The sequence below is a fragment of the Mucilaginibacter terrae genome, from assembly GCF_042679325.1.
GTDB lineage: Bacteria > Bacteroidota > Bacteroidia > Sphingobacteriales > Sphingobacteriaceae > Mucilaginibacter > Mucilaginibacter terrae.
In genome coordinates, this window is record NZ_JBHTMJ010000017.1 from 244,384 (window position 1) to 270,272 (window position 25,889).

The following is a 25,889-nucleotide window of genomic DNA, read 5'->3' on the forward strand; positions in this document are numbered from 1 at the left end:
AGCTGTATCTGTCCGAAGTTAGTTAAGCAAGATAATAGTTAAATAACATTCCGCATTCACAAAAATATTTCATTGTATTTAATCTTTTTGTATTTTCAACCAATTAAAACTTAACAATATTAATGTGCAAATGTCCAAAGAGGAGGCAGAAGAGTATTTAAACTTGTTCCGCATAGATGACCAGAAATACTTGGTCGGAATTTTTCAGCAGGGCATTACGGTCTACAAACAACAGATTAGGGCACTTAATATTTTCTATTCATTAGTGACTACGGAAAGGATTAAGTATTCGCCCGATTTTAGAATTGGAATTATAGGTGGTGGTGTTGCAGGCTTGACAATAGCAGCAGCAGCACTTGAAGCAAGGTTAAATGTTGTTCTTGTTGAACAGGAAGCACATTATCTCCATATGCAAAGAGGGTGTGATATTAGAAACATTCATCCTAATATATATGACTGGCCTGATGAAGAAGCTACTTATCCCTCAACAAAATTACCAGTTTTAAATTGGCGACATGATACAGCTTCAAGTGTTGCTCAGCAATTGCTGGACGGGTTCGAAAAAGTCATCAAATCAATCGGCGAAGAAAGCAAGCCAACTGTAAAAAGACTTAGGCAGCAATACAATTCCAAAAGAACTTTCGTTACTGAAAGAATAATTGGTGGAGTGCGTAAATTTCAAATTAAAAACTATGCGTCCGAAGATGACAAAACTGTCAAGACTGATAGGTTTAATTTGACATGCGATTTAATCATTTATGCAATTGGCTATGGAATTGAAGTAGGTGTAACGAAGCAAAGTGCTATTCGAGGTGCAACCTCTTACTGGCGAAACGATGCCTACAACCAAACATTCCTTGATGAAAGTAACAATTTTCTTGTAAGTGGAACTGGTGACGGAGGAATGATTGATCTTTTTAGATTGAAGATCCTTAATTTCAGTTACGATTATATTTTAAATATAATGAAGTCTATTTCTTACTCTAAAGAATTAATTGATGATCTTAGAGCGATTAAGAAACGAATGATGGGTACAGATCCTCGTATGACGCTTTTTCAAGAATTTACTGAAATTCCAGAACAATATTATATGCCAATCATCGATGTCATTAAGCAAGATAGAAGACTTAGAAACATAGAGGTTTGCTTAAATTCAAAAAAGGAAAACTTAGAAAGTATCTTTAGCCTTAAACGGAATTCAATGATCAATTCTTTTATCGCTTTTGTTTTATATAAAGGGGATTTATTCTCTTTTAAAAAGGGGCCTTTAAAATACGATGAAAAGTTAAAAGAATATCAGGTTAAAGCTGAAACTCTTGATCTTCAAGAGTCAAATGTCATTATCAGGAATGGTACAAATAAGAAGGCCATTTTTCTAATTGACTGTCTTTCATCTTTAGAGCGGAAAAAGATTCAAGAACTTAAGGAATTGCAACTTGAATCTAATAAAATTTCTTCTACTGATCCACTTTGGTCAGTTGGGGAAATGTATCAGATATTTAATGATTTTCAAAGATTAGAAAATCCTGCGATTAAGAAATTAGAAACGCGATTGGAATTCCTCCCTATAGAAACGCGCGCAATATGTTCAAGCTTTTTATCTGTTCTAAGCAACGTTCTACAAAATGTAAAAAAAGATGAGATATATTCTTTAAATATACATCGTCCTTTAATGGTGCAAAACAATATGTACTATCAGCAAATTACAACATACAATGTAAACAGATTACACAAAGATATTGCAGGTGTAACCTTACCGATAAAGGAAGGAAGCGTCGGTTTAAGTTTCAAGACAGGCAAACCATTTCTTGTAAAAAATGTTGAAGACAATAAGTGGGGTAAATTCCTTGAACTGATAAAAACTACCGATGGTAATCATTTCTCAGCAAAAGCAAAATCCTTTCTTACAATCCCTGTTCTCGCCCCTACACCATCTAAACCTGGCTTTAATTCCACTTGCTTGGTTTTGTATGTAGAAGCAAAAAACCCTGATTTTTTTGACCAAGAAACTATTGAATTGATTGTGTCATCAATTAATGGTTTTGTCGCATCTATTGATAATCTAATTGCATGGGATCAAGTCTATATGAAACGACTAAACTATGAAATAGGCAGCACAGTTGATGCAGAGCTATCGCAATATGAAGATACTGGATGTTTTGAAGATTTAAGTTTGCGAAGCTTCAACAATAAACCTTTTAAAGATTTTTACAGTTTCGATCTCATTTATAAAAACAGCTTCGAAAGATTTGATTAATAATTTCTCTATGGCAACTAAAAAAGCATCATCAATATTAAGAGCAGGTAGCGTTAAGGCAAGCACGCATAAAAATTTGAGGAATATTTTATTCTGCCCTCCTAATCTTGCTGTCGGTCAAACTATAAGGATAAAAGAAAAAAATCCAGGTAGTAAAAAATGGACGCTGGTTGAAGTCATTGAAGATAATAATAATATCAAAGACGTTAAGGGATTTACGACCATTAAATCTCGTGTTAACATAAATACAAATACTTTCAATTGCAACAGCGGAAGAGGCTATCAAATGATATCAAATTTTAAAAGAATTAAAGATAAACCGATATTTAATGAAAGCTGGGATGCATTTGTAAATCTTTCAGAAAACTGGAACCAAGAACAATTAGACAAAAAAGCAACTTCAAAAGTTCTGTTTCTTGACAGTAAAAATCAAATCATTGGCAACGTCGATTTGGATACTGTTCACATAGGAATTCAGCAACTTCTATGTATTCGCGAAATTTCTTCTAAAAAGCGAGCTAACGCTATTATCATAGGCCAAAACTTTCCAAAGGCGAGAATAAAGCCATCTAATGAAGAAAAGCTTGAAGCGGTTAAATTACGAGAAATGGCAAATAATATGCATGTGAATATTAAAGACCAATTGATTTTATCAGATGATGCCTATTACTCATTTGCAGAAAATGGCTACCAAATATAAAATATTAACCAACGCAATGGTAAGAGGGTTTTTTGAATGCAATCAAAAATCAAGTTGCTTTTCATTTAGTATGCCAAAATGTGTGACATGCTGTGTGACATTTCCATTCCTATACTGAATCGTAAAAGCAATAGAAATAACAGTCAATTAAAATATTTATCTGGTCAGATGCTTATAGGCGAGCAACAAATTTCGGACGGTTTCATATTCTGCTTTCGTGAATGTTCGTGAAACCGTTTTACCATGTTTCCATTCATCAGGTTCGATAGGTGTCATCACCAATAACAGATTTTCTATATTAGCTAATAGCGCTATTACATCATCAGGCATATCTAATTGAGATTGAATTGGTGATACTGTCATTTTCAATTTCCTACAATAATGTGAATACGGATTTATCAGTTGAAGCATGTCAGCTTTGTTCAACAGCATTACAGCATATCATATCATCAATTATTCACAAGTTAGTTTTGGTTGCCACCAATTTGCAGTGCCAGTGTTTTTAAATCAACTGCCGCCTCTGCTTTCTTCAATTCCTGGTGCATCCGTTCAAACAAGGGTAGATAAATGTCACCGTATAAAGCAACAATTTTAGCGGATGCCTGATATGCTGCTTTAATCCGTTCAAGAGTTATCTGATTAACAGGTTGGTATTCTGACATTGGCTTTTCCTTTTTTGTTAACGTCAGCCAGTTTATACGATGCCTCATTTCCCATGTCGTTTTGTTGCTATGGTTTATGCGTAAGCATTTTTAGTATGCACAGTTTATCTTTATTTATGCGTTGCCAGTCTGTGTTATAAACGCCGTTTGTTTTCTATCTGCCTTTCCATTGTTGGTTTATAAGCAAAACCTGTCATCAACCATTTTGCCGAAAGCCTTCATCAACCCTTTGAACGAGGCGAAATTATACCTCTTCGGCGGACAAGGCCATGCGGAGTGCCGCTAAAAAATCTCCACACCTATGCTACGCTCCGGGTAGTATTTTTTGCGGCAGCCTTGTCTCGCCCACCCCACGCGCAAATATCTAGCCTCTATCAAAGGGCAGATGAGGCTTAGCTCAAATGACTTTGGTGATCACAGATTTTTTAACTTATAAAAACCATTCAAAATGGACTTGAACAACGAAAACGGCACAGCCGTAAAGAATGAAACTGCCAAAGCAGCAAACAACCAAATTCAAAATGGCGCAGCCAAAAAAGCAGACGTAACACCTGCCAAAGCGCAAAACGGAACTGCGAAAGCCGAAGCCGACAAACCTAAACCAGAGGCTGCGCCACAAGTGCAGCCCCAAGCCATGCCGCAACAGGAAGCCAAACCTGCCAAGCCAGAATTGACCCTCGATGACAGGTTGAAAGTGGTAAGCGATCTGCACCGCAGAAGCGTGCAACGGATCAACCTTATCTCCCGGATGCGCCAGTTGGAAGCCTTTGAAGTTGCTTTGGCACAGGAAGGCGACGAACTGAATGAAAACCCTTACCAAGGCTGCAAATTGATTATCTGCGACGACAAACTTCGTGAATTTATCACATCCTCTCCAGGACTGATCCGCATGGTATCACAGTACATCTTCAATGAGTGCAATACCAAACTGCATGAAATCGAATCAACGATTACATTCCCCAATGCTTAACATTGGGTTGCCCCTGCAACGCAGGGGCAATTTTATTTCAATTATAGGTTGCTATAGGCAATTTTAGATTATTCATTGTTAACAGGACGAAAATCCTATTGTATTTTCTGTAACGTAGGATAATAAACCTACATTCTTCGAGGCCAGCCACAGGCGGCCTTCTTAAAATTAAATCACCAGCGAGGTAATTATGCGTGAGCCAAATCACGATCCGTTGCTCGACCGCAAAGCGGCAGCCAAATACTTGGGCCTTACCAATCACCATACGCTTGCCGTATGGGATTGCACTAAACGCTACGACCTTCAGCCGATCAAGGTTGGCCGCGCGGTGCGTTACCGGCAGTCCAGTCTCGACAATTTTCTAAACCGCCGCCTGGTACGATAGGAGACCGCATGAACGAAGTACAAGCTAACCTCATTCCCTTAACAGACATCCTGCGAACCATTGGCTGCGAACCTGCTGACGTTTGCACCAGTGCCTTTATGTACAACTCGCCTTTCCATGATAAACAGCCTTTAAGTTTGGTTGTAAAGCCAGCCGAAAATACCTGGCAGGATGATGCAATTGCTAAAGGCGGCAATTGCCTGGATTTCGTCATTCTTCATCTCAAATCTTCCAACGAAGACCACACTATTAGCGACGCGTTACGTTGGCTAACCAACATGGTGATGCAGCCGATTATAAGTAAAGCACCGCATAAAGCAGCCATCGTGCAATTGCCCGGATGGCAACTTAAGCGGACAGACCCGTTAGAAGATTTGGCACTAATACGTTATGCCGAAAAGCGCGGTATTCCGTTCGAGGTGGCATATCGGCATTTTGTCGAAGCCTATGTCCAGAACCGCAATAACGGTGAGCGCATATATGCGTTAGGCTTTAAGAATGAAGACGGCGGGTGCGAACTGCGCAACATCTATATCAAAAGCTGTGTGGCACCCAAAACCATTACCTTTAAACGGGGTGAGGTGGCAAAGCCAAAGGCCATTCATTTATTTGAAGGCAGCTTTGATTATTTGTCGGCACTGATACGCTTTCCGCAATACGTAGGTCAGCATGACTGCATCATCCTCAATTCGATTGCCTGTCTTGAATTAGCTTATCCCTATATCACCGGCTATGGCTACCAGACGCTCTATAGCTGGATGGACAATGATTTGCAGGGCCGTAACACCACGAAAAAAATCACAGACTTTGTCAAATCACAGGAGGGGCTAACGCATAAGCCGCTGAATGGCTTTTATCGTACCTATAAAGATGTGAACGACTGGCACCAGTCAACTTATGCGATTGGCTTTACCGTATAAAAACTGCTTCCACCTTACTTCATTAAAAACCTTGAGATGCAATCCATTGGTTCCTTTCCTGTTCAGGATTGAGCCGATGGTTTTGCAATGAGATTAACCGAAGCCGTTCGACTTCACCAAACATTTTTTTCCTCTTGTCCGTGCCGGACAATTCACTCGCCCATCCAAAAAAACATCCGGTTCGCTCACTTGAACTTCGGTTGGCCATCTCTTGCAACCATCAACTCCAAAACAGGAAAGAACTTCCAATGGAAAACAAATATCCCAAACTCTTTACCGATGAGCAATTTAGCAAGCTGATTGAAAACGGCAGCGATAATAGCTTTGAAAAAGACTACCCGCCAGTCGTCAAACTTTTCATGACGAATACGCTTTGCACCTGGTTAATCAGCGAACTCGACCCCGGATACCCTGAAATTGCCTTTGGCCTTTGCGATCTTGGTATGGGGTTCCCTGAAATGGGTTCCGTCAGCATCCAGAAATTATTGGATGCAGAAGATTTCTGGCGATGTATCAAACGCGATAACTTCTTCGAGGGCAACTATCCCCTTAGCGTTTATGCCTACGCCGCCCGCAGGGATGAAGCCATCACCGAAAACGAAACGGCCCTGAAAAACGCAGCCAAAGCACTGAAACTTTAATTACCCTATCACCGAAAGTAAATCATAATGACCAATTCTACCTTATCACCATCTGAACGCGGCGAAAAATTCACTGTACCACGCCTGGACGTACACGATTTAGTAACCACTACCATCATCGAACAACTGGAGAAAGGAGTTATCCCTTGGCAAAAGCCCTGGTCAGGGCCAAATCATCAAGTGTTAGGCTTACCGCAAAATTATGTTACCGGCAACAAATACAACGGCATCAACATCGTATTGCTGTGGTGTTCCGCCATCAAGAATAATTACACCACCAGCGAATGGGGCAGCTTCAAGCAATGGCAATCCAAAAACGAGAAAGTCCGTAAAGGCGAAAAGGGTAATCTGGTTGTTTACTATGATACGATTGAAAAAGAAAAGGACGGTGAAATCCAAAAGATACCGTTCCTGAAATCGTCCTATGTGTTTAACCGTTGCCAGCTACAAAGCTATGAGCCACCGACACCAACCCACGAGCCAACTAGTAAGGTCAGCATTATTGAAAAGATAGATGCGATTGAGCAGTTCGTCTCAAACACTAAAGCGATCATCCAACAGCAGGGAGACCAGGCATTCTACAGTCCAATGGCCGACAGAATTAACATGCCTTTCCCTGAATACTTTGAAGATACGGCCTCTTGCACGGCTACGGAGGGTTATTATTCCACCTTACTACATGAGCTTTCTCACTGGACAGGTCATAAAGACCGCCTTAACCGCCTGGAAAAAGCAAGGTTTGGCGATAAGAAATACGCGAATGAAGAATTGGTTGCTGAGTTTTCCTCAGCGTTCCTTTGTGCAGGATTCGGCATCGCCACATTAGAGAAAGGCAATCATTCCAGCTATATTGACAACTGGTTGAGTGTATTACGAGAAGATAACCGTGCTATCTTTCGCGCTGCAAGCGAGGCGAATAAAGTAGTTGAATATCTGCTAAACATTTAATTTATCACAAGCTTCTAATTATTAAAATCGGAGGCTTGTGACATTCGCTACTTAAGCCTGTCAATAAAGAGAATTGTTTAACTATTACTATACGTTTATTGTTGACAAGGATTATGACACTGTTTACGTTAAATATAAATCACGCTATTTGGAGTAATTCTTTTGATAGATTTAAATAAAAATCCTAATAACTCCTGGCTTTATTTCTCCTTATTTTGTTATACCGGAGCTGTGTTATGTTTTGGAATAACAATGGGTAGTAAGCTCTGTCGATGTCAAGAAAACAAATTAGATATTACGACGAAATCATTTTATAATAAAGTTAAAACGGATTTGCATAAGAAGATTGAACCGTAGTATTTATTGAGTTTTGTTATATACGAACCCCATTTACACCTGAAAATCTTTCTGCCCATTTATTATAACCAAAGAAAGTTAACACTGCTAAAATAAACCCAGATAGTGCAATCACAGTTCCTACCGTATCAAGTTCTTTAGATTTTCTCTCTAGTTCACTCTTATAGAATTCTGAAATTTGATGTGTTACTGCGGAGTCTACTTTTAAATTTCCTATATATTTATCCTTTTCAGTGCTATCTTGTTGAAGCATTATTATGTGATTGAGTGCTGCTTTTAAGGTCATCCTACGATAGGAACCACTTGAATTACCCAACTTACCGCTAAGTGATCGAGTTGGATGAGTTATTTCAGGAGCTTCATTTTTAACGATAGAAGTACTATTATTCCAATTTTTAAAACGCTTAACATTATACTCCATAGTTTTATTTAACATCTTGTTCATATAAGCAATTTCAATAGGGGCGTTTTTTTTACTTGCATGCGTATTCAAATACTCTTCACTTACCCAAGTTCCGTTATGATGCGTTATAGCATAAATTTCAGCCGCTAATTGCGCTTTGGGCATTCTATTATCTCTGGTTATAATCCAACCAGCACCATATTTTAACAATTGAATTGGAAAGTGTTCAGGGTAATAAGTATCTCCTTCTGGAATATCAAATGGAACGTATCTTAAAATATCTGGTATAATATGTATCCCTTTACTGTAGAAACGATATACATAACCTGTTGGTTTGTGAGTTAGTTGTGTTGTGTCGTTATAGCCCCTCAACGTATCAACTGACCACTCTTGCCCAAAGCTCTCATTGGAAAACATTGTTAAGCAAGCAAACAAAATTATTAGATGTCTAATTAAGTCTTTTACAACTTTAAATATTAAAGTTGTAAAAATGATCCTGGCGGTTTGTAAGATTTTTTTCATATCAAAATAGTTATTAGGTGACTCCTCAATAGCTACCCTGCTATCGATTGAAACTATATGATAAGATTTAGTGATATAAATTTAGGCACAACTAATTTTATTTCATAGGGAGATAGAAAAAATAGTATTTTAATAATTAAATGAATATTATTTTAGTAGACTTTTATTTATTTAAAATTTTGTAGTGTTAAAATTTTAAATATCATTTGTTAAGATCCCCTTTTTGGACAATTTGTGATGCAATAGCATGAAATATAGTTAGATAGTTTGAGACTTTGCTTTCTGAAATTTTATGTTGTTGGTGTTATTGCGATGCTTGTTACCACTACTTCACTCCCTTGTGCCAGCGAAGCATAACGACTTTCACTGCAACTGACGGACTTGGGCAAATGCTGCTGTAATTTGTCAAACAGACCTTGCAAATTACTCCCCTCAATCATTACCGTATCTGTTGTGAAAACTAAAGAGATCGAATTATTGACCGGCTCAAACTCACCGCTAATTAAATACGCATAGTTATAAAATTTACATCTGCCATCCGGCCATTTCAGGCATAGATTCCTGACGTGGCCCGGCTCAGCGAAGTTCGTTTTATCGTTCTGCTTTTCCGGCTTAGAAGCAGGATCATCATACAAATCGAATTCAAAGTCTTGGCTCATAATCTTTATTCCTATCTATGTTTTGATCAATTTCTTTTGGCTTAATTTCCATTGGCGGATGCTTGTTTAATTCAAAGACGTGATCCTCATGCGTTTTCCTGCGCTTCACCAGCTCTGTTGCCGACTGCCTTTGCCGCATTTCCGAAGCATATTCCAGCAATGCTTTCCGGTCATCCGTATAAATTGTGACGCCCTCACTCCCACGGGAAACAGACACATAGAACTGCTTGGCATCCGTAGCCGTAAAAGTGGATGAGGGCTGCGAGATCAACACTTCATCCACCGTTTTACCTTGTGAAGAATGGGAAGTGGTGCAATAGGCATGGCTGATATGCCCGAAGTCTTTGTCTAACGTGTAGGTAGACTTGCTGATGCTATTCTGCAGTTTGATTTGACCTGTTTTATTGACCGATACCACATCGAATGACTGGCCGTTATTCAGCCGCTTATCATCCTTATCAAAGCCGTTATGCGTAATTCTTACCTTATCCCCTTTGGAAAGGTTTAACTGCGTTACCTCATAGACCTCGAAAACCGATGCTTTATGTTTGGGCAGTGGCAATACCTTGCCTTCCGGGCTTTTCAACAAAATGTTGTCCGCATTAGATTCTTCAATGAGCCACTGGCTGCCGCGTTTGATCTGCGGCAGGTTTTGATTAAACTGTACCAACTGCCCTTTTTGCAGTTTGCGCCAGTCGGACTTTTCCGCCTGGGTCAAATTAGTGTTCGTCAGCTTTAAAGCTTTAAGTTCTCTTTTACCTAAGTGGCCGGATGCTTTCAGTTTACTTCTGATTTCTTCCGTAACGGCATTGCCTTGCTCATGCGTTGGAGAAACTACTAATACATTTTTGCCCTTTTTAACCAGCTTCATGTAATCTTTGACCAGTTCGTCATTCGGCTTTAACGGATCTATATTTTTGATCGCGCCAATGCTGCTTAACTTGATAAAGGCTGCGCCAACATCACCCTTTGCCAAGTCTTCTACAGCCGCCCGGTGATGAACATTTTTTTGTCGCAGGATCTTGCTAACCTCTGCGGCCTGAATGCCGCCCACGGTGTTTAAAATGCGCAGGGCATCCCCTCTCACCACACTGGCATGCTGCCTGGTGTCGCCGATCAGGATTAGCCGCGCGTTCTGCTTTTGGGTAAGGGCGAGCAGGGCGGTCATATCTTGTGTGCCAAGTAAACCGGCTTCGTCCACAAACAGGGCTTGTCCCTTTAATGCCTCCTGCATTTTTTTATCGGCAAGCAGCTTGGCAACCGTTTCCGCACCGGCAAAGCCTTCTTTCTCCAAAACACCCCGGGAGGCTTCGGCGGTAGGTGCCACCGCATACACGGTTTTGCCAGCTTCGTTCATCAGCCGTTTGGCTTCCTGCAAAAGCCTGGTTTTGCCCGAACCTGCCGCACCCCTGATAATGGAAACCTGGCTGGAAGTGGTTAGCACATGTTCGACCGCGGCACGCTGGGGTGCGTTCAAGGTTTCATTTAAGACAGGCATGTCGGTGTAAAGTGGTGTAAACCTGTTCTGCCCCGCACGGGCCAGTGCGATCATCCGGCTTTCTTCCTGTAGTACCGGCTTGGTCGTACATAGGATTTTGCCCCGTTCCTGTATCTTGATGAAACGCGTATCACTGACAAAGCTGTCAGTGATCGCTTGTGAACTCACCGCATGCCTGCCGATGCTGTAGCGGTTCGCCGTTTCCAGTAACCGCCTGTCCTGAATAACCGAGGCACGTTCAAAGGAGTGTTTTAAGGCATAATCAATACAATCAGCCGACAGTGTTTTGTCGGCTTCTTTGATTGGGGCAAAGCGAACGGTGTCCCGTTCTTCATTGCCGTTATAAATCACGTTTTCCTGTATCTGCCGTGTCCATTCGCTGCGAAGGTCGCTCATGCTCATGCCGTGTTGTTTTGCTGCACGGGTGCGGGCACCTAACTCGCTTTTGGCTTTGGCATCAACGATGCCTTTTTCTTTGGCTATTTGTCCGATCTCGTTCGTGCGTTTACAGAACAGGTCGATAGCGCCTTGCGGTACTCCGACAACCTCAAAACTCTTTTCGGTCCGGCGTACCTGGTAGCCAAAACCATGCAGCTTATCTGACAAGACTTTATGAAACTTGGCTTGGTAATAAGGCATGTCGCGTTTGATGTCGCCAAACTGTCCTGCCTTGTATTGCTGTTCCGTATCGTCCCAAGTAGCGTTAAAGACAAAACAGTGCGCATGTAAATGCGGGTCGGGGGCGAACCCCTCGACTGGCCGGGCGGTCTGGTGTGTAAAGGAAGCCCACACTAATTCGCCGGTTGTACGGTCCTGATAAACTTTGCCTTTGCGTACACGCGCTTTTGCATCGGCCTCAATGTGCTGCATCGTTTCCCGGACGCTGCTCTCGAACGCCTCTAAGATATGCTGGTCTTTGGATAGCGCATGCACCAGCGATACCGATTTCGGGCAATGAAAATTGATGTCATACCCGATCCGGCGTTCTTCTTTGGTGCGCGGGGTGAGGGGCTTACCATTGCCGGGATTGACGTTCTCACACAGGGCAAAAAACGCTTCCTGTGTGGCCCGTTCTTCCAGGCCCAGACGCGTTGCAAGCTTCCCTTCAAAACGCCCTTGCAGTTCCTGGTCATTGATATAATAATCGGCCTTTGACAGCGCATCCTTAAAATAGGATTTCGCTTGCCCGGCAGAATTGCTTTGTATCATCCGTATCATAAGAGAATGATAACCTGGTTTTTTAATTAGCTTGCAGAACGAACCATTACGATAATCATTGATAACTTAGCGCAGTGCTCGGGGCAGTGTCGCGAAACCTGATAACCCCTGTTAATAAATTATCATCAGACATCTCCCCTAAGCACTGCTTAGGACGTTTCAAAAGGCTTCAGAAGCTTCATCGTCACCGACCATTTGGTCAACCACCTGGCGGCGAAACGAAGGATCATTCGGTTTTCTGCAGTGCATTTCAAACCCTCGCGTGTCTTCAATAGGTTTGCCTTCTACAAAGGATTCAACCATTTCTTCGTTGCAAATCATTTCATCGATGGTGTCCATTACAAACTCATCCCCAAGATGATAAGCGCCGACCCAACTCAAAGAGTAAACAATGCTGACGAAAATAAATAGTTTACCCAGCATCTGGTGTGCCAAAACCAGTAGGATACCGGCTATTAAAAAGATTCCTGGCTCGATAACGGTTGAGGCAAATCGGTGATCGCCGGTCTTTTTGCCTATATTGAACTCCAATAATTTAGGGTGGATAACTCCTGTTGAAAGACTAAATCTTGCGAAATCAAAAACGGACAGCAGCCGATCAACTTCTTTCTTGCGCTTTAAGCTGAAATAAAAAAATGCTGCAAGGTAGATATACCATGTGATGTTCTTTGCGATTGTCGTGAAGAATCCGTCGTCATCGTAGTTGTGATAACTATACGGATTAAGCAAGCTTAATTGACTCGATAAAAATGGCATAAAAAATAAAATAACACTAATCGTTACTACCGCTGCGAAAGAGTAATATCGCTCACCAAACCTGGTACGGGTGAAGACTTCGATTAATAATCTCGGCAATGAAGAGATGCCCAGAAAAAAGTGAATGATAAATAACTTGAGCTTGTTTTGTCTTCTGTAGACCTGATGATAGTACAGGTTTCTTTTCATGATGGGTTTGAGTTAAAATTTATTACAATTGATTAAAAATGATCTTCTTAAAGCTTCTTGCGCCAAATAAGGCATCGCCTTGACGGTGCAGATAGCCTTCGACCTTGTGATTGTTCAAAGGGCCACCTGTCTTTAAAGCAGTAAATTGCTCAGGTCTGACCAATTTTTGCAGACTCAAACCCATACTATGCGTTTGTGATAAACTGTCTTTACCGACAGATACGGACAATTGAGGGTCAGTGTGATCAGCTTCCCCGAATAGATTAGAAGCATAAATGTTTGTTTCTATATCCGCATTGGCATGGAATATTTTAGTTGCAAGCGTACCCATAAAGCTTTTGACCTTGTATTCCGCTTTGTTGCCACCCATCATCGAGTAGTAATTTGGCAAGTTTTGCGTAATGTATAAAGTGGCGATTTTACTGCTCCGTGCGGTAGCCTGGTACACCGCATCATGCTCATGAATAAAGTTTTGCGCCTCATCAGCAAAGAGGAAAACTGGCCGGGTCGTATCATTGACTATCCGTTTTTCCATCGAGCGCTGCCAGATATATTTAAACATGATCTGGCAATCCCTGCCGACTTTGTGATACTTTTTGACGGGCAGGTTGATCAGGATAATTTTCCCGTTTGAACAGTCCTCCGGGGATATATTAGAAGGTTCATTGCAAAAGAGCGTGAATACGGGTTCACGTAAAAGCCTGTACACAAACCCTGCAAAAATAAATTCGATGATCGATTGCGTTTTTGAGCTAAGCGTTTTATAGGTTTTGTGAAAGAACTGGAGCAGGTATTTGGTAAGCCGGGCATTCGGTAAATTATTCATCACCGCCTGTTCCATTTTAGCTTTGGTATTAAGCGATCTTCTATATTCAGGGGAGAGGCCGTTTAGCCAATCTTTGTAATCTGCCTGGTGTTTCTCTTTAATGATCGCATCAGCAATTTCATAGGCGGTAGGTTGCTTTTTCGCTTCTTTCTCTTTTTCTTCGTCGGTTTTTTCTTTTGCCGGGGCTGCGGCAGGTTTGGGCAGAGTTTGCAGAATATTATACATCGTTTCCAAAGTAACCTCTCCGTAAGCAAGTTGGCACAGATCGACGATATTCAATAACATCATGTCCAGCGCAGAAGTCCAGAAAGCATCATCACCACTGCCTTTCTCTTTTTCTTCACCCGCCTGGATAACCGTCTTTAAAACTTCAACGATGTTTTCCGTGATGGCTTCGTTCGTTTCCGATTGTTTGGAAATGTATTGCAGAAAGTTGAAGCGATATTTGCCTCCGGGTTCAATAATGATCAGGTCGTCTAACCGTCCGGCTTTGCGGCAGTAATCAACCCATAAATCTTTTTCATCCTGTTTGGCCGTTAGCACCAGACCGCCAAATTGATTTTCTAAAAACTTTTGAGCAAGCATTTTTCCGGAACCGGAAGTCTTACCGGAACCGATACCGCCGAAAATCTGAATGCCCTCTACGGCGTGGCGTATGGTAAATTGGGCATAGTTTTGTTGGCCCAAAGGTATCTGCAATAATGGCCGGTCAAGGTCGAATTGGTGCATTGTGAGAACAGCAAAGGTTTGGCATCAAGTGCTTTATCAAATTTAATCTTTACTTTTGAAAAAACAAATTTTAGCAGTTTTTTTCGTTTGTCGTTCTTCGCAGGATATGTGCCGTAATCAGGTCCTGCGCAGGAAGAGGGGAGTCAGGGCTGCTTTCAATCCTTTGGTCAACAAGACCTCTCTGAACTTGATCAAGGTGAGCGCCTCTAAATCTGTTGTATTCAAGCGGTCACTAAAATTATACTTCGGTTCAAGCATCGCCTCACGCAAGAAAACTTCGGCAAATACGGATGTTTCCAAAGCCGGGACGTAACCTAAAAAGCTTATTAATCGCGCTTTAGCTTTGTCAGCAACTGCCAAAAGATCATGAGTATCTCTTATAAACTTTGCGATCATAGTAAATCTCAAAATGATCTCTTACCAATTCGTTCCTGACCAGCTTGAGATACAACTCTGCCTCCGCGAATAATTGTTCCATAGTCAGCTTGTCGTGTATGAACTCGTTAATCGCCACGCGCAGAAAAGTCTCCTGCGGCAAGATGTAATGGTCCGGCGGGTTAAACCCAAGCACAGTTTTGATGACATCATGGATCGTTGCTTCGAATTCAGGATACAGCTTTGCGTTCAGCGCAATATCAGACCATTTGATCCGGTCTCTCCGGCCATAAGCAATGGATTTTTTCATGGCTTCCCGGTCACCCTGGAAATATCCGTTGAGCAGCTCTTTTGCGCCTTCACTGTCAGTCATCTGATCCCCATTGGATGCTAAACAAATTATTTATATCTTAGACTATATCAACCACTTAGTCAATTATTATGGAGGATAAAGACAAACAGTCCTATGCCAGGCTGCCGGAAGGGTTCCAGGATTTGGAGCCGTCATTAAACGAGTACCTTGCCTTCAGCAAAGAGGCAGATAGGCAAATTATAGAACTGAACAGGGATATCGCACCACAGCCCCGCTTTGACCCACCGGGCATGGACAGGACGAATGGCAACTTAACCAAACAGGCAACGATCAGCCGTTTGATCAAAGAGAAATCAGAATTGTACCAACAGTTCGATACAAAACTTCAACGGGCGATCAATAGTGTGGAAGCTAAAAAGGCCGCAGAGCTGAAATCCGTCGTCAACTATCACCTGGAGGGCAATCAGTTTAAAGGCCTTGATCGGGAACAGATGAAAGCGTTAAAGGGTGATGAAAAAAAACTACCGGAAGGTTTTAGTTATATCGAGCAACAATACTTTCAGGAATACGACAGCCATGTTGATCTAAAGCAGCTCTCCAAAGAGCGCAGTTTGGAAGAAATGAGCGAAGTATATATGGACCTATTAGGTAATACCGAAGATACCGGCCATGAAGATATGGAGCCGGATAAAGACTGATCTGAAAATTACAAGTCAGGTTCTATATTCCAATCCACGTCTTTATCTGGGTCGATGTCGTTTATTTCCTTGTCTTCGTTCTGAAGCCAGTCCGGGGTATAATCTTCCAATACTTCGTCTTTGTGCTGGTCAATGCCAGCTTTCAACGCTTTCATTTTCTGGCTTTGCACAGGAATATGGTCAAGCAGTTCTGCAATTTCGGGAGAGATGCGGTTAAGCTTGTAGCCTAAATTATAAGCCGCGATATATTCTTCGTTTGGGTCTATTTCTTCTTCCATTGTTCAAAAGGTTCTTGTACGAAATCTTCTAAAAAGTCATTGATTGAATCCCGGTCGTACAAAATGATTTTCTTTTCAGGCTGGGTATATCTGATCTGTCCTTCGTCGCGGAGTTTCTGCAAAGTGGTTTTGCTTTTGATGCGCATCATATTCATGGCCTCAATGCCGGAAATCCATTTATCTTCTTTGACCGCCTTGTTACCTTCCAGCCGGACAACCAATCTGTCAAAAAGTTCATAGAAGGCCGCATCATCAATGCAGATAACATTCATCGGTTTAATCTAAATTAATAACAGCATTTAAAAAGATAACTTCCATATTACAAGGTAAGTAAAACGATCATTACAACAAAATTGAAAAACATTATAAATAAAAGTCCATAATTCTTACCTTTGCACTCCACGCACCTGAAGGGGTAACCGTTAACAAAACCATTAACGGATTTGGAAGCTGAAAAATGGCAATTATGATTTAGATTGTAAAAGCCTATAAATCAGCAAGGAATACAATACGGCGGGGTAGCTCAGATGGTTAGAGCGTAGGATTCATAACCCTAAGGTCGGCAGTTCGATCCTGCTCCCCGCTACTTGGAAATCAGCCCTTTACGAATAAAATCGTAAGGGGCTTTTTTGTTGTTAACGGTTTACTGGTAAGCTCACGCTACAGGCATGCGCCAGCACTGAAGTGACGATTGAGTTTGCACGCTAAAGTTATCAACTCAGGGAAACTCCCAGCTAATAACTTCAGGGGGGCTAAATAATCCTATTCATGCAACGTAACAATAAACCTGATCTTCTTAAACTTTTTACCTAAGTGATAAACGTACGATATTGAATGAATACGGCTTTAACGTAAGCGGTATGCTTTTTCCCTTTATACTCACGCGCTCATCCTTCGGGATCACATTGGTTGATTTTTCAAACGAATTCACCGCAGCCAGATCGCTGCTTATAGAGGTCATAATACCCGTTACCGGCAGCTTTTTACTACTTCTCACCTGCACATCGTGCATTTGGGGTTTATTAGAGGCGTTCACTATCTTAATGATCAATTCATTTGTTTTGTGATCTACCACAGCCGATGCGTATAAACTATCCTGACCGGCAATAATTTTATTGCCTAATTTAATATCCACTACGTTAGTGCCCTTATACAGCGAGTACATTTTTTGTACATAGTAGTTAGGTGTACCGTACACTTGCTGGTTATCTACCCATATCATATCGGGCGTCCACTGCCAGCCATCGGTATGGGCAAACAGCGGGGCATACGAAGCCATGTTCACTACATCGGCATTACGTTCCAAGCCGGTCATAAAAGCGGCCTCGGCTATAGCGGTTTTCCAGTTATTCTGATTAATAGGGCTGGCTATTTCTTTGCTTTGGGCGGCGTACTCACCAGCGAAGATCTTTGGTCCGTTCTTATCATAACTATCATAACGGGTGGCGTTATTAAAAAACCATTCGGGGGCACGGTAGTAATGCTCGTCTATTAAATCGGCATTTGCTTTACGGTGAGCGCTATTCAACAGATCGAACCTGGCACCGTTAGGATCGGTGCCAGAGCTATTTATGAGCTTAATTTGCGGGTATTTGTCTTTTAAAGCTTTGGTGAAAATGGCCAAACGTTCCAAGTATTGCGGTCCCCAGTTTTCGTTACCTACGCCCATCATTTTTAAATTGAACGGGGCCGGGTGACCCATTTCGGCACGCTTTTTACCCCAGGTGGTAGTTACATCGCCATTGGCAAACTCAACCAAATCTAAAGCATCCTGTACGTAAGGCCCCAATTCCTCTAAAGGCACTACTTCGGCGGTATTAAACTGGCAGGCCATGCCGCAATTTAAAATGGGCAAAGCTTCGGCGCCAATGTCTTCAGCCATCTGGAAGTACTCAAAAAATCCTAATCCAAAAGTTTGAAAATAATCGGACGTTTGGCGGTGCTTAAACTCGGTATTCCAGCGGTTAATGGTCAGTTCACGGTCTTCAATTGGGCCAATGGTTTTTTTCCATTGGTAGCGGGTAGCCAAATCGCGCCCTTCTACAATACATCCACCAGGGAAACGTACGAAACCGGGTTTCATATCGGCCAGCATTTGCACCATATCGGCCCGTAAACCAGCCGGACGTTTTTTCCAGGTATCGCCCGGAAACAGCGAGATCATATCCAAATCTATCACGCCCTTACCCTCAAACCATATTTGAAATTTACCCTTTTGAATAGTACGATTGGCTGTAAAGCTAACAGACTGCTTTTGCCATTCGGCACCGGTTTGTGTGGGCACCAAAACGGTTTCGCCCACCGTGCTACCTTTATCATCCTGCAAAACCACGTGCATTTTAATCCCGGTTTCGGGCTGGCGGTACATCATCGAAAAATCATAACGTAATCCTTTTTTTATGCCGATACCCCTAAAGCCTTCATTGGTTAAGGTTACATCGGCTTTATCGGTGGCGCTTTTTACATTTACCCGCAGGTAACGCGGGTTGGTTGCTTGCATTTGCTGGCGGTTTAATACCAACACATCCCCTTCAGTTACTTTTTTACCTTTAACCGTCCAGCCCATTAATGGCGCAGTAAACTCAAACGACCGGTTTTTGATCAGTTCGGCATACAAACCACCATCGGCACCTAAATTTATATCTTCAAAAAACACACCCCACATGGTAGGCTTTACCTGCGCGGTCACTTTATCGGCATTAATGGTAATTGGCAAGCTTTTTTGAGCGTTTGCGTTAAGTGTCAAAACAACAATTAACCCCAAAGGCACGAGTTTTTTAATGTTCATTTTTAGTCTCAAAATTTGCATAGTGTTCTTTTACTGATAATTATCAGGGCTTTACAATTTTGGTTTCGGGCACCAAACTGTAAGCCGGTTTATAATTAGCGGCTAAATTAATTAAAATCCTGTCAATTATTACACCCGTATCTACAGTAAAAATCTTCAACAGGTGTTTGCCGGGTTTTAAAGCCGGCATTTTAACCTTACGAATAGCGTTGTTGCTCAGTACGTTATTTTTCCACTCGGTGCTGCGGCCTTCGGTTTTAAAATTTATCTCCTGCGGCGTACCACCATCAATAGCCACGGCGTAACGCATACCGTAACTTTTGTTAAGCGGGTGGGTAGGCAAGGTAAATACGATAACCTCGGGTGATGGGGAATTAGTGAAGGTGTAAAAATTGTAAGAAGCTACAGCCCCAAGCAAAGCCCCCCCGCCCCCTAAAGGGGGAGTAGAAGACATTTCTGCGGGTGCATTAACTTTTGCTCCCCCTTTAGGGGGTTGGGGGGCTGTAGCTATTAATGCCCGGTGTGCATACCCCAGCGTGGTATCGGCCTGCCATATCAAATTGCCCTTATCTTGCTTGCTGCTGTAATTTGCCGCAAACATAGATACATAGCCATTATTCTCTATAAAAGCTTTGTAATTAACGAGTTGAGGCTGGTTGGTATTGTCTGCATCTATGTTCACTACATACTGTTTCCCTGCACCTTTAAAGATGATTTGCCCTTTTTGCATGCCAGGTTGAGTGAGTATTTTCCAATCGATACTTACCTGTAAACGTTGCTGTTTTTGACCGGTTTGGTTTTTTAATACACCTATTGTTTGCGATAGTTTGATCCAGTGAGCAGATGCAGAACTGGTCCAGTTTACTTTGTTCACATTAGTGAGGTATATATCCACAAAATAGGCTTGGCGGTTCCAGCGGTCGAAACGGGGCAAGCTTGCCGTTAATGCAGCAAGCTCGTCATTGCTTCCCTCAACAGCTATATTCCAGTTTCCACCCGGTTTTAAGCTGGTGGTTTGAACCGATGGCTCCTTGTAAGCCGGCAAGCTACGCGGATTCATACTCATGATGTTTTTCCATTTGCCGCCTGCCAGTTGGTTGTTGTAATAGCCGGTTTCGGCAACAATACTTTCATACGCCTGCTTACTCATGGCCTCATAATCTTGAGCTACCATACGGTGCTGAATGCCGTAAAACACGGCCTTATCCTGGTATAAAAACTTTTGGTTCATGAGCGATGCTCCTTTTACCGGGTAGTACACCAACTCGTAAAAAGCATCTTTATTGATTAATTGAGGATCTTGGTGTAGTTTTTCAGCCTGTTTTTGCAAAGCCTGGTAACTATCAATCCGGCGCTGAGCTTCATCGCCGTAGGCAAAATGATTGTAGGCGGTATTTGTAGTTGCAGTGGTAGGTTCGGTTTGGCTCCAGCCCATAAATTCGGGGCGGCGCTCCCAGGCCAGGCGGTAGTAAGTATCTAATATCTGCTGAATTAAAGCACCCTTACTTGCTCCCCATTTGGCAGCGCACCATTGCTGTAAATGCGTTTTTAAGTAGCTGCCTTTTTGAAACTTGCCTGCACGGTAGGCCATATCTAAAAACAGCTGCATATCGTATTCGCAGGGTTTAATATCGCCAATGTTCAGCACCCATACATCGGTCGACTTTAACTCATAAGCCTTCATCATTTCCTCGCGGATGAGTGCGGGAGAGGTAGTACTTAACCACAAATAATCATGCGGACGGCCCCAGTACGAAGCATGATAATAAATACCCGAACCACCCTTGCGGCCCTGTTCCTGCGGGTTGCTTAACCGCTGTATGTATCCGTAATTATCATCGGGCCAAACCAGGGTAATATCATCGGGGATCTTCAAACCGCTATCGTACACATCCAACACCTCCTTGTAAGCTGTAAATACCTGCGGTACTTTTGTAGCATCGGGGTTAATATACTTTTGAAACATACCACGCTGATCGGCAATGATCTGTTCCAGCAGCGGCACCGCCTCTTTCGGGCTTTTCACCCCTTCCATACCACTATCGTGTACGCCGCGCATACCCATGGTGTACATGGCATTGTTGGTACTGCTTTCCTTAACGCGGCTTTCCCAGTAATTATAAACCTTTTGTTTATTGGTAATGTAATTAAAGTGACCCATAGTTTTTTCGTCCCACTCGCCCACGTTATTACGCAGCATAGGTTCGGCATGCGAAGAACCTATCACAATTTCATAATTGGCCGCAACGTTCTTATTACCCGGATACGAGTAAAAAGCCTTGGTACTGGGGTGCATGGCCGGCCATATTAAATTAGCCTTGAGGCGTAGCAGCAGTTCAAAGATCTTAGCATACGTTTTAGGGCCAATGTCGCCGGTTTCGGGTTCAAAGGTTTTGGCCGCCCAGGGTTGCAGGCCCCAGTCTTCATCGTTAATAAATATACCCCTGAACTTTACCGATGGCGGCGCGGCATGGTAAGTATCAATGTTCAAACTCAGCGTTTTTTGCTTTACCGGTTTAACATCGGCCCACCAGTACCAGGGCGATACGCCTATGCGCTCGGATATATCGAACACGCCGTAAGCGGTTCCCCGAATATCGCTGCCTGTTATAACCAACGCCTGGGTTATATTTTTAACGGGGTGATTAAGCACCTGTAATAGATAACTCTCCCATTTGCCTTGCAAGCTTGAGGCGTTCACTTTAATACCCTTAATGAGTTTTGAACCTATGGTACCGATCAATATTACGTTGCCTTTAGCCTGGTTAACATCAGTGATTACCTTAGGTAAATAGCCAGTCACCCGTTCAATATCAGCAGCCAGTAAATGGGCGGCTATAGAATCGAGCTTATGATCATAGGCGGCATACACAATGGTTACTTTAGTTTTAGAAGTAACCATATCGAAGTTAAGGGCATAAGCCTGCAAGCCGGTTATTAACAAGCATAATAATAACAGGTATTTACAGGCAGCGTTATTCTTGTTTATCATTTGGCTTACAAATTACACTTAATAGTTCGGTCACATCTTTTTTGGATGATGGGTATTTAATTTAATATCAGTTTAAGTTTGTAGAAGATTCAGCAAAGCGGCGAATGCTTCGACAGGCAGCTCCGCATAACAGTTCAAGCGCTCTGTGTCTTTACACTTACCCATGTCAGATTAAATACCTGTGTTAGTTTGAGCTTAATAAGATCTGTTTTCATTAGTAACAGCTTATGGCGGTATTATCACCGCACCATTTTAAACCTTAATTAACCGCAACCAATTCATACGTTTTACCGGCTACCGTATTAAAAGTAGTGATGTATTGTACCCGGCCTAATGTATTGTCGGTTGTGGTTTTGGCAACCGCACCATGTACCGTAACCTTTTGGTTGGTACGCAATTTGCAATTATTGCCCACTTTTGAAACAATAGTTGCTTTACTCAACTTACCGTTTTGCCAAAACATATCTACTTTAAAATTGCCGCGGGCCATAAGGCCTTTTACCGATCCGTTGCTCCACGCTGCAGGCAGTGCAGGCAGCAATTGCACATCGGTTAAATGGCTTTGCAGCAGCATTTCGGCCACGCCCGATACCGCTCCAAAGTTACCGTCTATCTGAAACGGCGGGTGGGTATCGAACAGGTTATTCAGCGTTGATTGCTTTAACAGTTCCTGGTACATTTTATAAGCGTGGTCGCCATCGAGCAGGCGGGCCCAAAAGTTTATTTTCCAGGCCTTGCTCCACCCGGTACCACCATCGCCGCGAATCTCCAGCGTTTTACGGCTGGCGGCGGCCAGTTCGGGGTTGAGTAAAGGTGAAATCTCCCGGCCTGGATGCAAGCCAAACAGGTGCGATACATGGCGGTGCTGCGGATCATCGTCTTCGTAATCCTTCCACCATTCTACCAAATTACCTTTTTTACCAATTTTAAGCGGGCTAAGCTTAGCGCGTTTTTGTTCGATAAGCTTGGCAAACTCCTGATCGGTGCCCAATATCTTACTGGCTTCCATTATATTAGTAAACAGGTCCCAAATAATTTCCATATCCATAGCCGAGCCTATGGTTACCGCGCCTTTGGTGCCGTTGGGTAATATGTACACGTTTTCGGGAGAGGTTGATGGGGCTGTTACCAATACGCCATCTTTTTCCACCAGCCAGTTTAAACAAAAACGGGCTGCATCTTTCATGAGCGGGTAAGCGGTTTCTCTTAAATATTTTTTATCGGTAGTAAATCGGTAATGCTCAAACAGGTGCTGACTTAACCACGGGCTGCCCAAACTCCAGTTAGCCCATTTAGGGTCGCCGCCGCCCTCGCCTACCGGGTTGGTTTGCGCCCATATATCACTGTTATGGTGTACGGCCCAGCCTTGCATGTTGTAATAGTTTTTAGCGGTATTCTTTCCATTTACAGCCAGGCGTTTAATGTGCTCGGTGAGGGGCTGGGTAAGGTCGCTCAGGTTGCACACCTCGGCCATCCAGTAATTCATTTGCAGGTTAATATTGGTGGTATAATTACTCCTCCACGATGGGCGTATCAGGTTATTCCAGATACCCTGCAAGTTGGCCGGCATACCGCCAGGGCGAGAGCAAGATATTAACAGGTAACGGCCAAAATCGAAATACAGGTTTTCCAAACCGGCATCGGCAGCACCCTTTTTATAAGCATCAAGGCGCTCATTTGTTGGCAGTTGATCACCCGGTTGGGTTCCTAAAGTTAAGTTAACCCGGTTAAAGTACGACTGGTAATCTTTAATATGTGCCGCTAACAAAACAGCATAAGGTACAGGCATGGCCTGGTGCAGGTATTTAATAGCTTCGGCCTGCTCATCTTTACCATTGCTATCGGGGCATTTATCAAACCCGTTAAAGCTGGTAGCTCCCGATACATATATGGTGGCTTCGGTAGCATTACTTACCGTTAAAGTGCTATCGGTATTGGTTACCATACCACCCGGTGCTAAGGCCTTAACCCTGAACTGGAAGCGCATACCATTACATTGGTTGGCATCCTCAAAAACAATGGGCTTTTGAGCGCGGCGTTCATCACTGTAAATGCGGGCTTTACCTTTTAGTACCAGTTCCTGGCCGGCGGCTACCATTTTGGTGTACTGCAACTCGTGGTTTACACCCACGGTAAAGTTTAGCGCTTTGGCTTTGGAAGCCTGCAAACGGATTACAATAACCTGGCCCGGTGCCGAAGAAAAAACTTGGCGGGTATAAGTTACCCCATCAACCGTAAAGCTGGTAGCGGCTACGGCATTGGCAATATTCAGTTCGCGGCGGTAATTGGCGGGTGTGCCGCTCAACTTTTGTTGCAGGGTAATATTGCCTAATTGCTGATACATATTGGTATTAGGGCCCTGCATTTTGCGTAAAAGCTTTACCGCTTTGCCAATACTATCGGCAAAAAGGGCTTCGCGTACTTGCGGCAGGTATGTGGGTGCTTCGGGGTTAGGGTTGGGATTAACCGGGCCGCCCGTCCACAAGGTTTGCTCATTAAGCTGGATCAGTTCATTTTGCACACCCCCAAACACCATAGCGCCTAAGCGTCCATTACCTAAAGGCAAGGCTTCGTTCCAGTCTTTAGCCGGTTTATTGTACCATAAGGTGGTGGTTTTAGTTTGGGCGAAGCCCGATAAAGCGACCAGGAACAGTGCACTTAAATAAATGTATTTTATCATAAACATTATGGTTACGGCAGTTTGCTGCCTGTTTAATTGATTCTTGATTTACAATGATTGCCGTAACGTTAAGTTAAACGGTACCTGCAAACGTTCATGTTTATTATTCAGGATCATTTTGGCAGCCATTATACCCATTTGCTCAAAATTAGCCGATATGGTGGTTATACCATTTAATAGCACCTTTTTGAGCGGTGTTTCATTATAGGAGATCAGCCCCACCTGTGTACCTGCTTTTAAGTGCTGTATCTCCAGTTTTTGAATGAGTATGACCAGGTCATTTTCGGTAAGGCAAATAAACACATCACCCTCTTGCACCGCCTCTTTCTCAATATTATTGACCACTTTGGCCGTAAACTGGTGTTCGTGGCAAAAACGGTTAAACCCTTTAACCAAATCTACCGACCAGCGGCTTCCTTTAGGAAAAACCAGTTTCAAGGTTTTATATCTTTGCAGCCGATCCAAGGCCTGTTTTAGGGCCGTGTATATATCTTCCTCAAAGTTTTCATAAACGGCATCATATTCGCCTTTTAAGCCGGTAATGAGTTTATCGAGCAGGAGCAGTTTGCCCGCCGGGATGCTTTGCATCAGCTCAATAATACCATCGGCACCACCTATAAAGCATGGTATAAGTACATAATGGGTGTAATGTTTTTCGTGCTGGGTAAGCAGCTTTTTAAATTGGCTGTAATCTTTATTAAACAAATGAAAATCGATGGTTGCCCTATTACCGAGCGCATTTACAAAGGCCTCATAAATAGTTTTTTTATGTGCACCCAAACTATCGAACAATAACAACACCCGTAACTTTTGACGCGAAGTAGCATCGGTAATAAAATAGCCCTTGCCGCTCACGGCATTAACCACTTTTATTTCTTTAAGATGCCTGTAAGCCTTTTCGGCAGTATCGCGCGAAATACCCAATCCCACGCTCAACTGGTTAATAGACGGCAGCACCTCATCTTTCTTGATCTTGCCGGCATCAACCAAAGCTAAAACAGCATTAACCAGTTGCAGGTACTTAGGCACCGCATTATCCTGTAAACGAATCTGGTCTACTATTTTGTTATGTTTCATTTGTTTTATATTGCCCCTCCTAAATCTTCACCCGGAAGCATTTTGTAT

At 42.7% G+C, this 25,889-nt stretch carries 21 protein-coding genes and 1 tRNA gene; 8 read left to right on the forward strand and 14 right to left on the reverse strand.

Going from position 1 to position 25,889, the window contains the following annotated elements; translation table 11 throughout:
• Positions 1–130: 130 nt before the first annotated feature.
• Together ACFQ3S_RS17290 and ACFQ3S_RS17295 are read left to right on the forward strand one after the other, a co-directional pair.
• Positions 131–2,257, forward strand: a complete 2,127-nt coding sequence (locus ACFQ3S_RS17290; RefSeq protein ID WP_377166776.1) for a hypothetical protein — start codon at positions 131–133, stop codon at positions 2,255–2,257.
• 10 nt (positions 2,258–2,267) lie between these two features.
• Positions 2,268–2,957, forward strand: coding sequence for a JAB domain-containing protein (locus ACFQ3S_RS17295; protein ID WP_377166778.1), 690 nt, complete (start codon positions 2,268–2,270; stop codon positions 2,955–2,957).
• Between the two features lie 464 nt (positions 2,958–3,421).
• Here ACFQ3S_RS17295 and ACFQ3S_RS17300 read toward each other — a convergent pair whose 3' ends face one another.
• The gene (locus ACFQ3S_RS17300; protein ID WP_377166780.1) at positions 3,422–3,619 is read right to left on the reverse strand and encodes a hypothetical protein; all 198 of its coding nucleotides are present in this window, start codon (positions 3,617–3,619) and stop codon (positions 3,422–3,424) included.
• A 448-nt stretch (positions 3,620–4,067) separates the two neighbouring features.
• Here ACFQ3S_RS17300 and ACFQ3S_RS17305 point away from each other — a divergent pair, with 448 nt between their 5' ends.
• From ACFQ3S_RS17305 to ACFQ3S_RS17320, 4 genes are all read left to right on the forward strand, one after another.
• Entirely contained in the window at positions 4,068–4,589 is a 522-nt protein-coding gene (locus ACFQ3S_RS17305; protein ID WP_377166782.1) for a hypothetical protein, read from the forward strand.
• 393 nt (positions 4,590–4,982) lie between these two features.
• Complete coding sequence (locus ACFQ3S_RS17310; RefSeq protein ID WP_377166784.1) at positions 4,983–5,894, forward strand: toprim domain-containing protein; 912 nt, start codon at positions 4,983–4,985, stop codon at positions 5,892–5,894.
• Positions 5,895–6,142: 248 nt separating this feature from the next.
• On the forward strand, positions 6,143–6,535 hold the full coding sequence (locus ACFQ3S_RS17315) for a DUF2958 domain-containing protein (RefSeq protein ID WP_377166786.1): 393 nt from the start codon (positions 6,143–6,145) through the stop codon (positions 6,533–6,535).
• Positions 6,536–6,562: 27 nt separating this feature from the next.
• On the forward strand, positions 6,563–7,483 hold the full coding sequence (locus ACFQ3S_RS17320) for an ArdC family protein (protein ID WP_377166788.1): 921 nt from the start codon (positions 6,563–6,565) through the stop codon (positions 7,481–7,483).
• A gap of 373 nt (positions 7,484–7,856) precedes the next feature.
• On the opposite strand, the gene ACFQ3S_RS17325 is transcribed toward ACFQ3S_RS17320, so the two are convergent.
• The 7 genes from ACFQ3S_RS17325 to ACFQ3S_RS17355 all read right to left on the reverse strand — a co-directional run bounded on the left by ACFQ3S_RS17325 (position 7,857) and on the right by ACFQ3S_RS17355 (position 15,388).
• On the reverse strand, positions 7,857–8,765 hold the full coding sequence (locus tag ACFQ3S_RS17325; RefSeq protein WP_377166790.1) for a hypothetical protein: 909 nt from the start codon (positions 8,763–8,765) through the stop codon (positions 7,857–7,859).
• Positions 8,766–9,055: 290 nt separating this feature from the next.
• Complete coding sequence (locus tag ACFQ3S_RS17330) at positions 9,056–9,424, reverse strand: hypothetical protein (RefSeq protein ID WP_377166792.1); 369 nt, start codon at positions 9,422–9,424, stop codon at positions 9,056–9,058.
• Entirely contained in the window at positions 9,408–12,140 is a 2,733-nt protein-coding gene (gene mobF / locus ACFQ3S_RS17335) for a MobF family relaxase (protein ID WP_377166794.1), read from the reverse strand. Before mobF ends, ACFQ3S_RS17330 begins: the two co-directional genes overlap by 17 nt.
• A gap of 159 nt (positions 12,141–12,299) precedes the next feature.
• Positions 12,300–13,085 carry a hypothetical protein gene (locus ACFQ3S_RS17340; RefSeq protein WP_377166796.1) on the reverse strand — a complete coding sequence of 262 codons (786 nt, stop codon included), beginning with the start codon at positions 13,083–13,085 and terminating at the stop codon, positions 12,300–12,302.
• Positions 13,086–13,107: 22 nt separating this feature from the next.
• On the reverse strand, positions 13,108–14,640 hold the full coding sequence (locus ACFQ3S_RS17345) for a type IV secretory system conjugative DNA transfer family protein (RefSeq protein WP_377166798.1): 1,533 nt from the start codon (positions 14,638–14,640) through the stop codon (positions 13,108–13,110).
• 117 nt (positions 14,641–14,757) lie between these two features.
• Positions 14,758–15,036: a hypothetical protein gene (locus ACFQ3S_RS17350; RefSeq protein WP_377166800.1), complete on the reverse strand. Its 279-nt coding sequence runs from the start codon at positions 15,034–15,036 to the stop codon at positions 14,758–14,760.
• Positions 15,005–15,388, reverse strand: a complete 384-nt coding sequence (locus tag ACFQ3S_RS17355; RefSeq protein ID WP_377166802.1) for a hypothetical protein — start codon at positions 15,386–15,388, stop codon at positions 15,005–15,007. Before ACFQ3S_RS17355 ends, ACFQ3S_RS17350 begins: the two co-directional genes overlap by 32 nt.
• A 68-nt stretch (positions 15,389–15,456) precedes the next feature.
• On the opposite strand from ACFQ3S_RS17355, the gene ACFQ3S_RS17360 reads away from it, so the two are divergent.
• Positions 15,457–16,026, forward strand: a complete 570-nt coding sequence (locus ACFQ3S_RS17360) for a hypothetical protein (protein ID WP_377166804.1) — start codon at positions 15,457–15,459, stop codon at positions 16,024–16,026.
• An 8-nt stretch (positions 16,027–16,034) separates the two neighbouring features.
• Here the strand turns inward: ACFQ3S_RS17360 and ACFQ3S_RS17365 are convergent, their stop codons facing one another.
• Together ACFQ3S_RS17365 and ACFQ3S_RS17370 are read right to left on the reverse strand one after the other, a co-directional pair.
• A complete protein-coding gene (locus ACFQ3S_RS17365; RefSeq protein WP_377166806.1) occupies positions 16,035–16,304 on the reverse strand; it encodes a hypothetical protein in 270 nt (89 codons plus the stop codon).
• A complete protein-coding gene (locus ACFQ3S_RS17370) occupies positions 16,289–16,576 on the reverse strand; it encodes a DNA-binding protein (protein WP_377166808.1) in 288 nt (95 codons plus the stop codon). Before ACFQ3S_RS17370 ends, ACFQ3S_RS17365 begins: the two co-directional genes overlap by 16 nt.
• Before the next feature lie 240 nt (positions 16,577–16,816).
• Here ACFQ3S_RS17370 and ACFQ3S_RS17375 point away from each other — a divergent pair.
• Positions 16,817–16,890: transfer RNA gene (locus ACFQ3S_RS17375), tRNA-Met, on the forward strand.
• A 219-nt stretch (positions 16,891–17,109) separates the two neighbouring features.
• Here the strand turns inward: ACFQ3S_RS17375 and ACFQ3S_RS17380 are convergent.
• The 4 genes from ACFQ3S_RS17380 to ACFQ3S_RS17395 all read right to left on the reverse strand — a co-directional run bounded on the left by ACFQ3S_RS17380 (position 17,110) and on the right by ACFQ3S_RS17395 (position 25,841).
• A complete protein-coding gene (locus tag ACFQ3S_RS17380) occupies positions 17,110–19,092 on the reverse strand; it encodes an alpha-L-arabinofuranosidase C-terminal domain-containing protein (protein ID WP_377166810.1) in 1,983 nt (660 codons plus the stop codon).
• Between the two features lie 43 nt (positions 19,093–19,135).
• Positions 19,136–22,084 carry a glycosyl hydrolase 115 family protein gene (locus ACFQ3S_RS17385; RefSeq protein ID WP_377166812.1) on the reverse strand — a complete coding sequence of 983 codons (2,949 nt, stop codon included), beginning with the start codon at positions 22,082–22,084 and terminating at the stop codon, positions 19,136–19,138.
• A gap of 259 nt (positions 22,085–22,343) precedes the next feature.
• Positions 22,344–24,764: a glycoside hydrolase family 95 protein gene (locus tag ACFQ3S_RS17390; RefSeq protein ID WP_377166814.1), complete on the reverse strand. Its 2,421-nt coding sequence runs from the start codon at positions 24,762–24,764 to the stop codon at positions 22,344–22,346.
• A gap of 48 nt (positions 24,765–24,812) precedes the next feature.
• A complete protein-coding gene (locus ACFQ3S_RS17395; protein WP_377166816.1) occupies positions 24,813–25,841 on the reverse strand; it encodes a GntR family transcriptional regulator in 1,029 nt (342 codons plus the stop codon).
• Positions 25,842–25,889 lie beyond the last annotated feature (48 nt).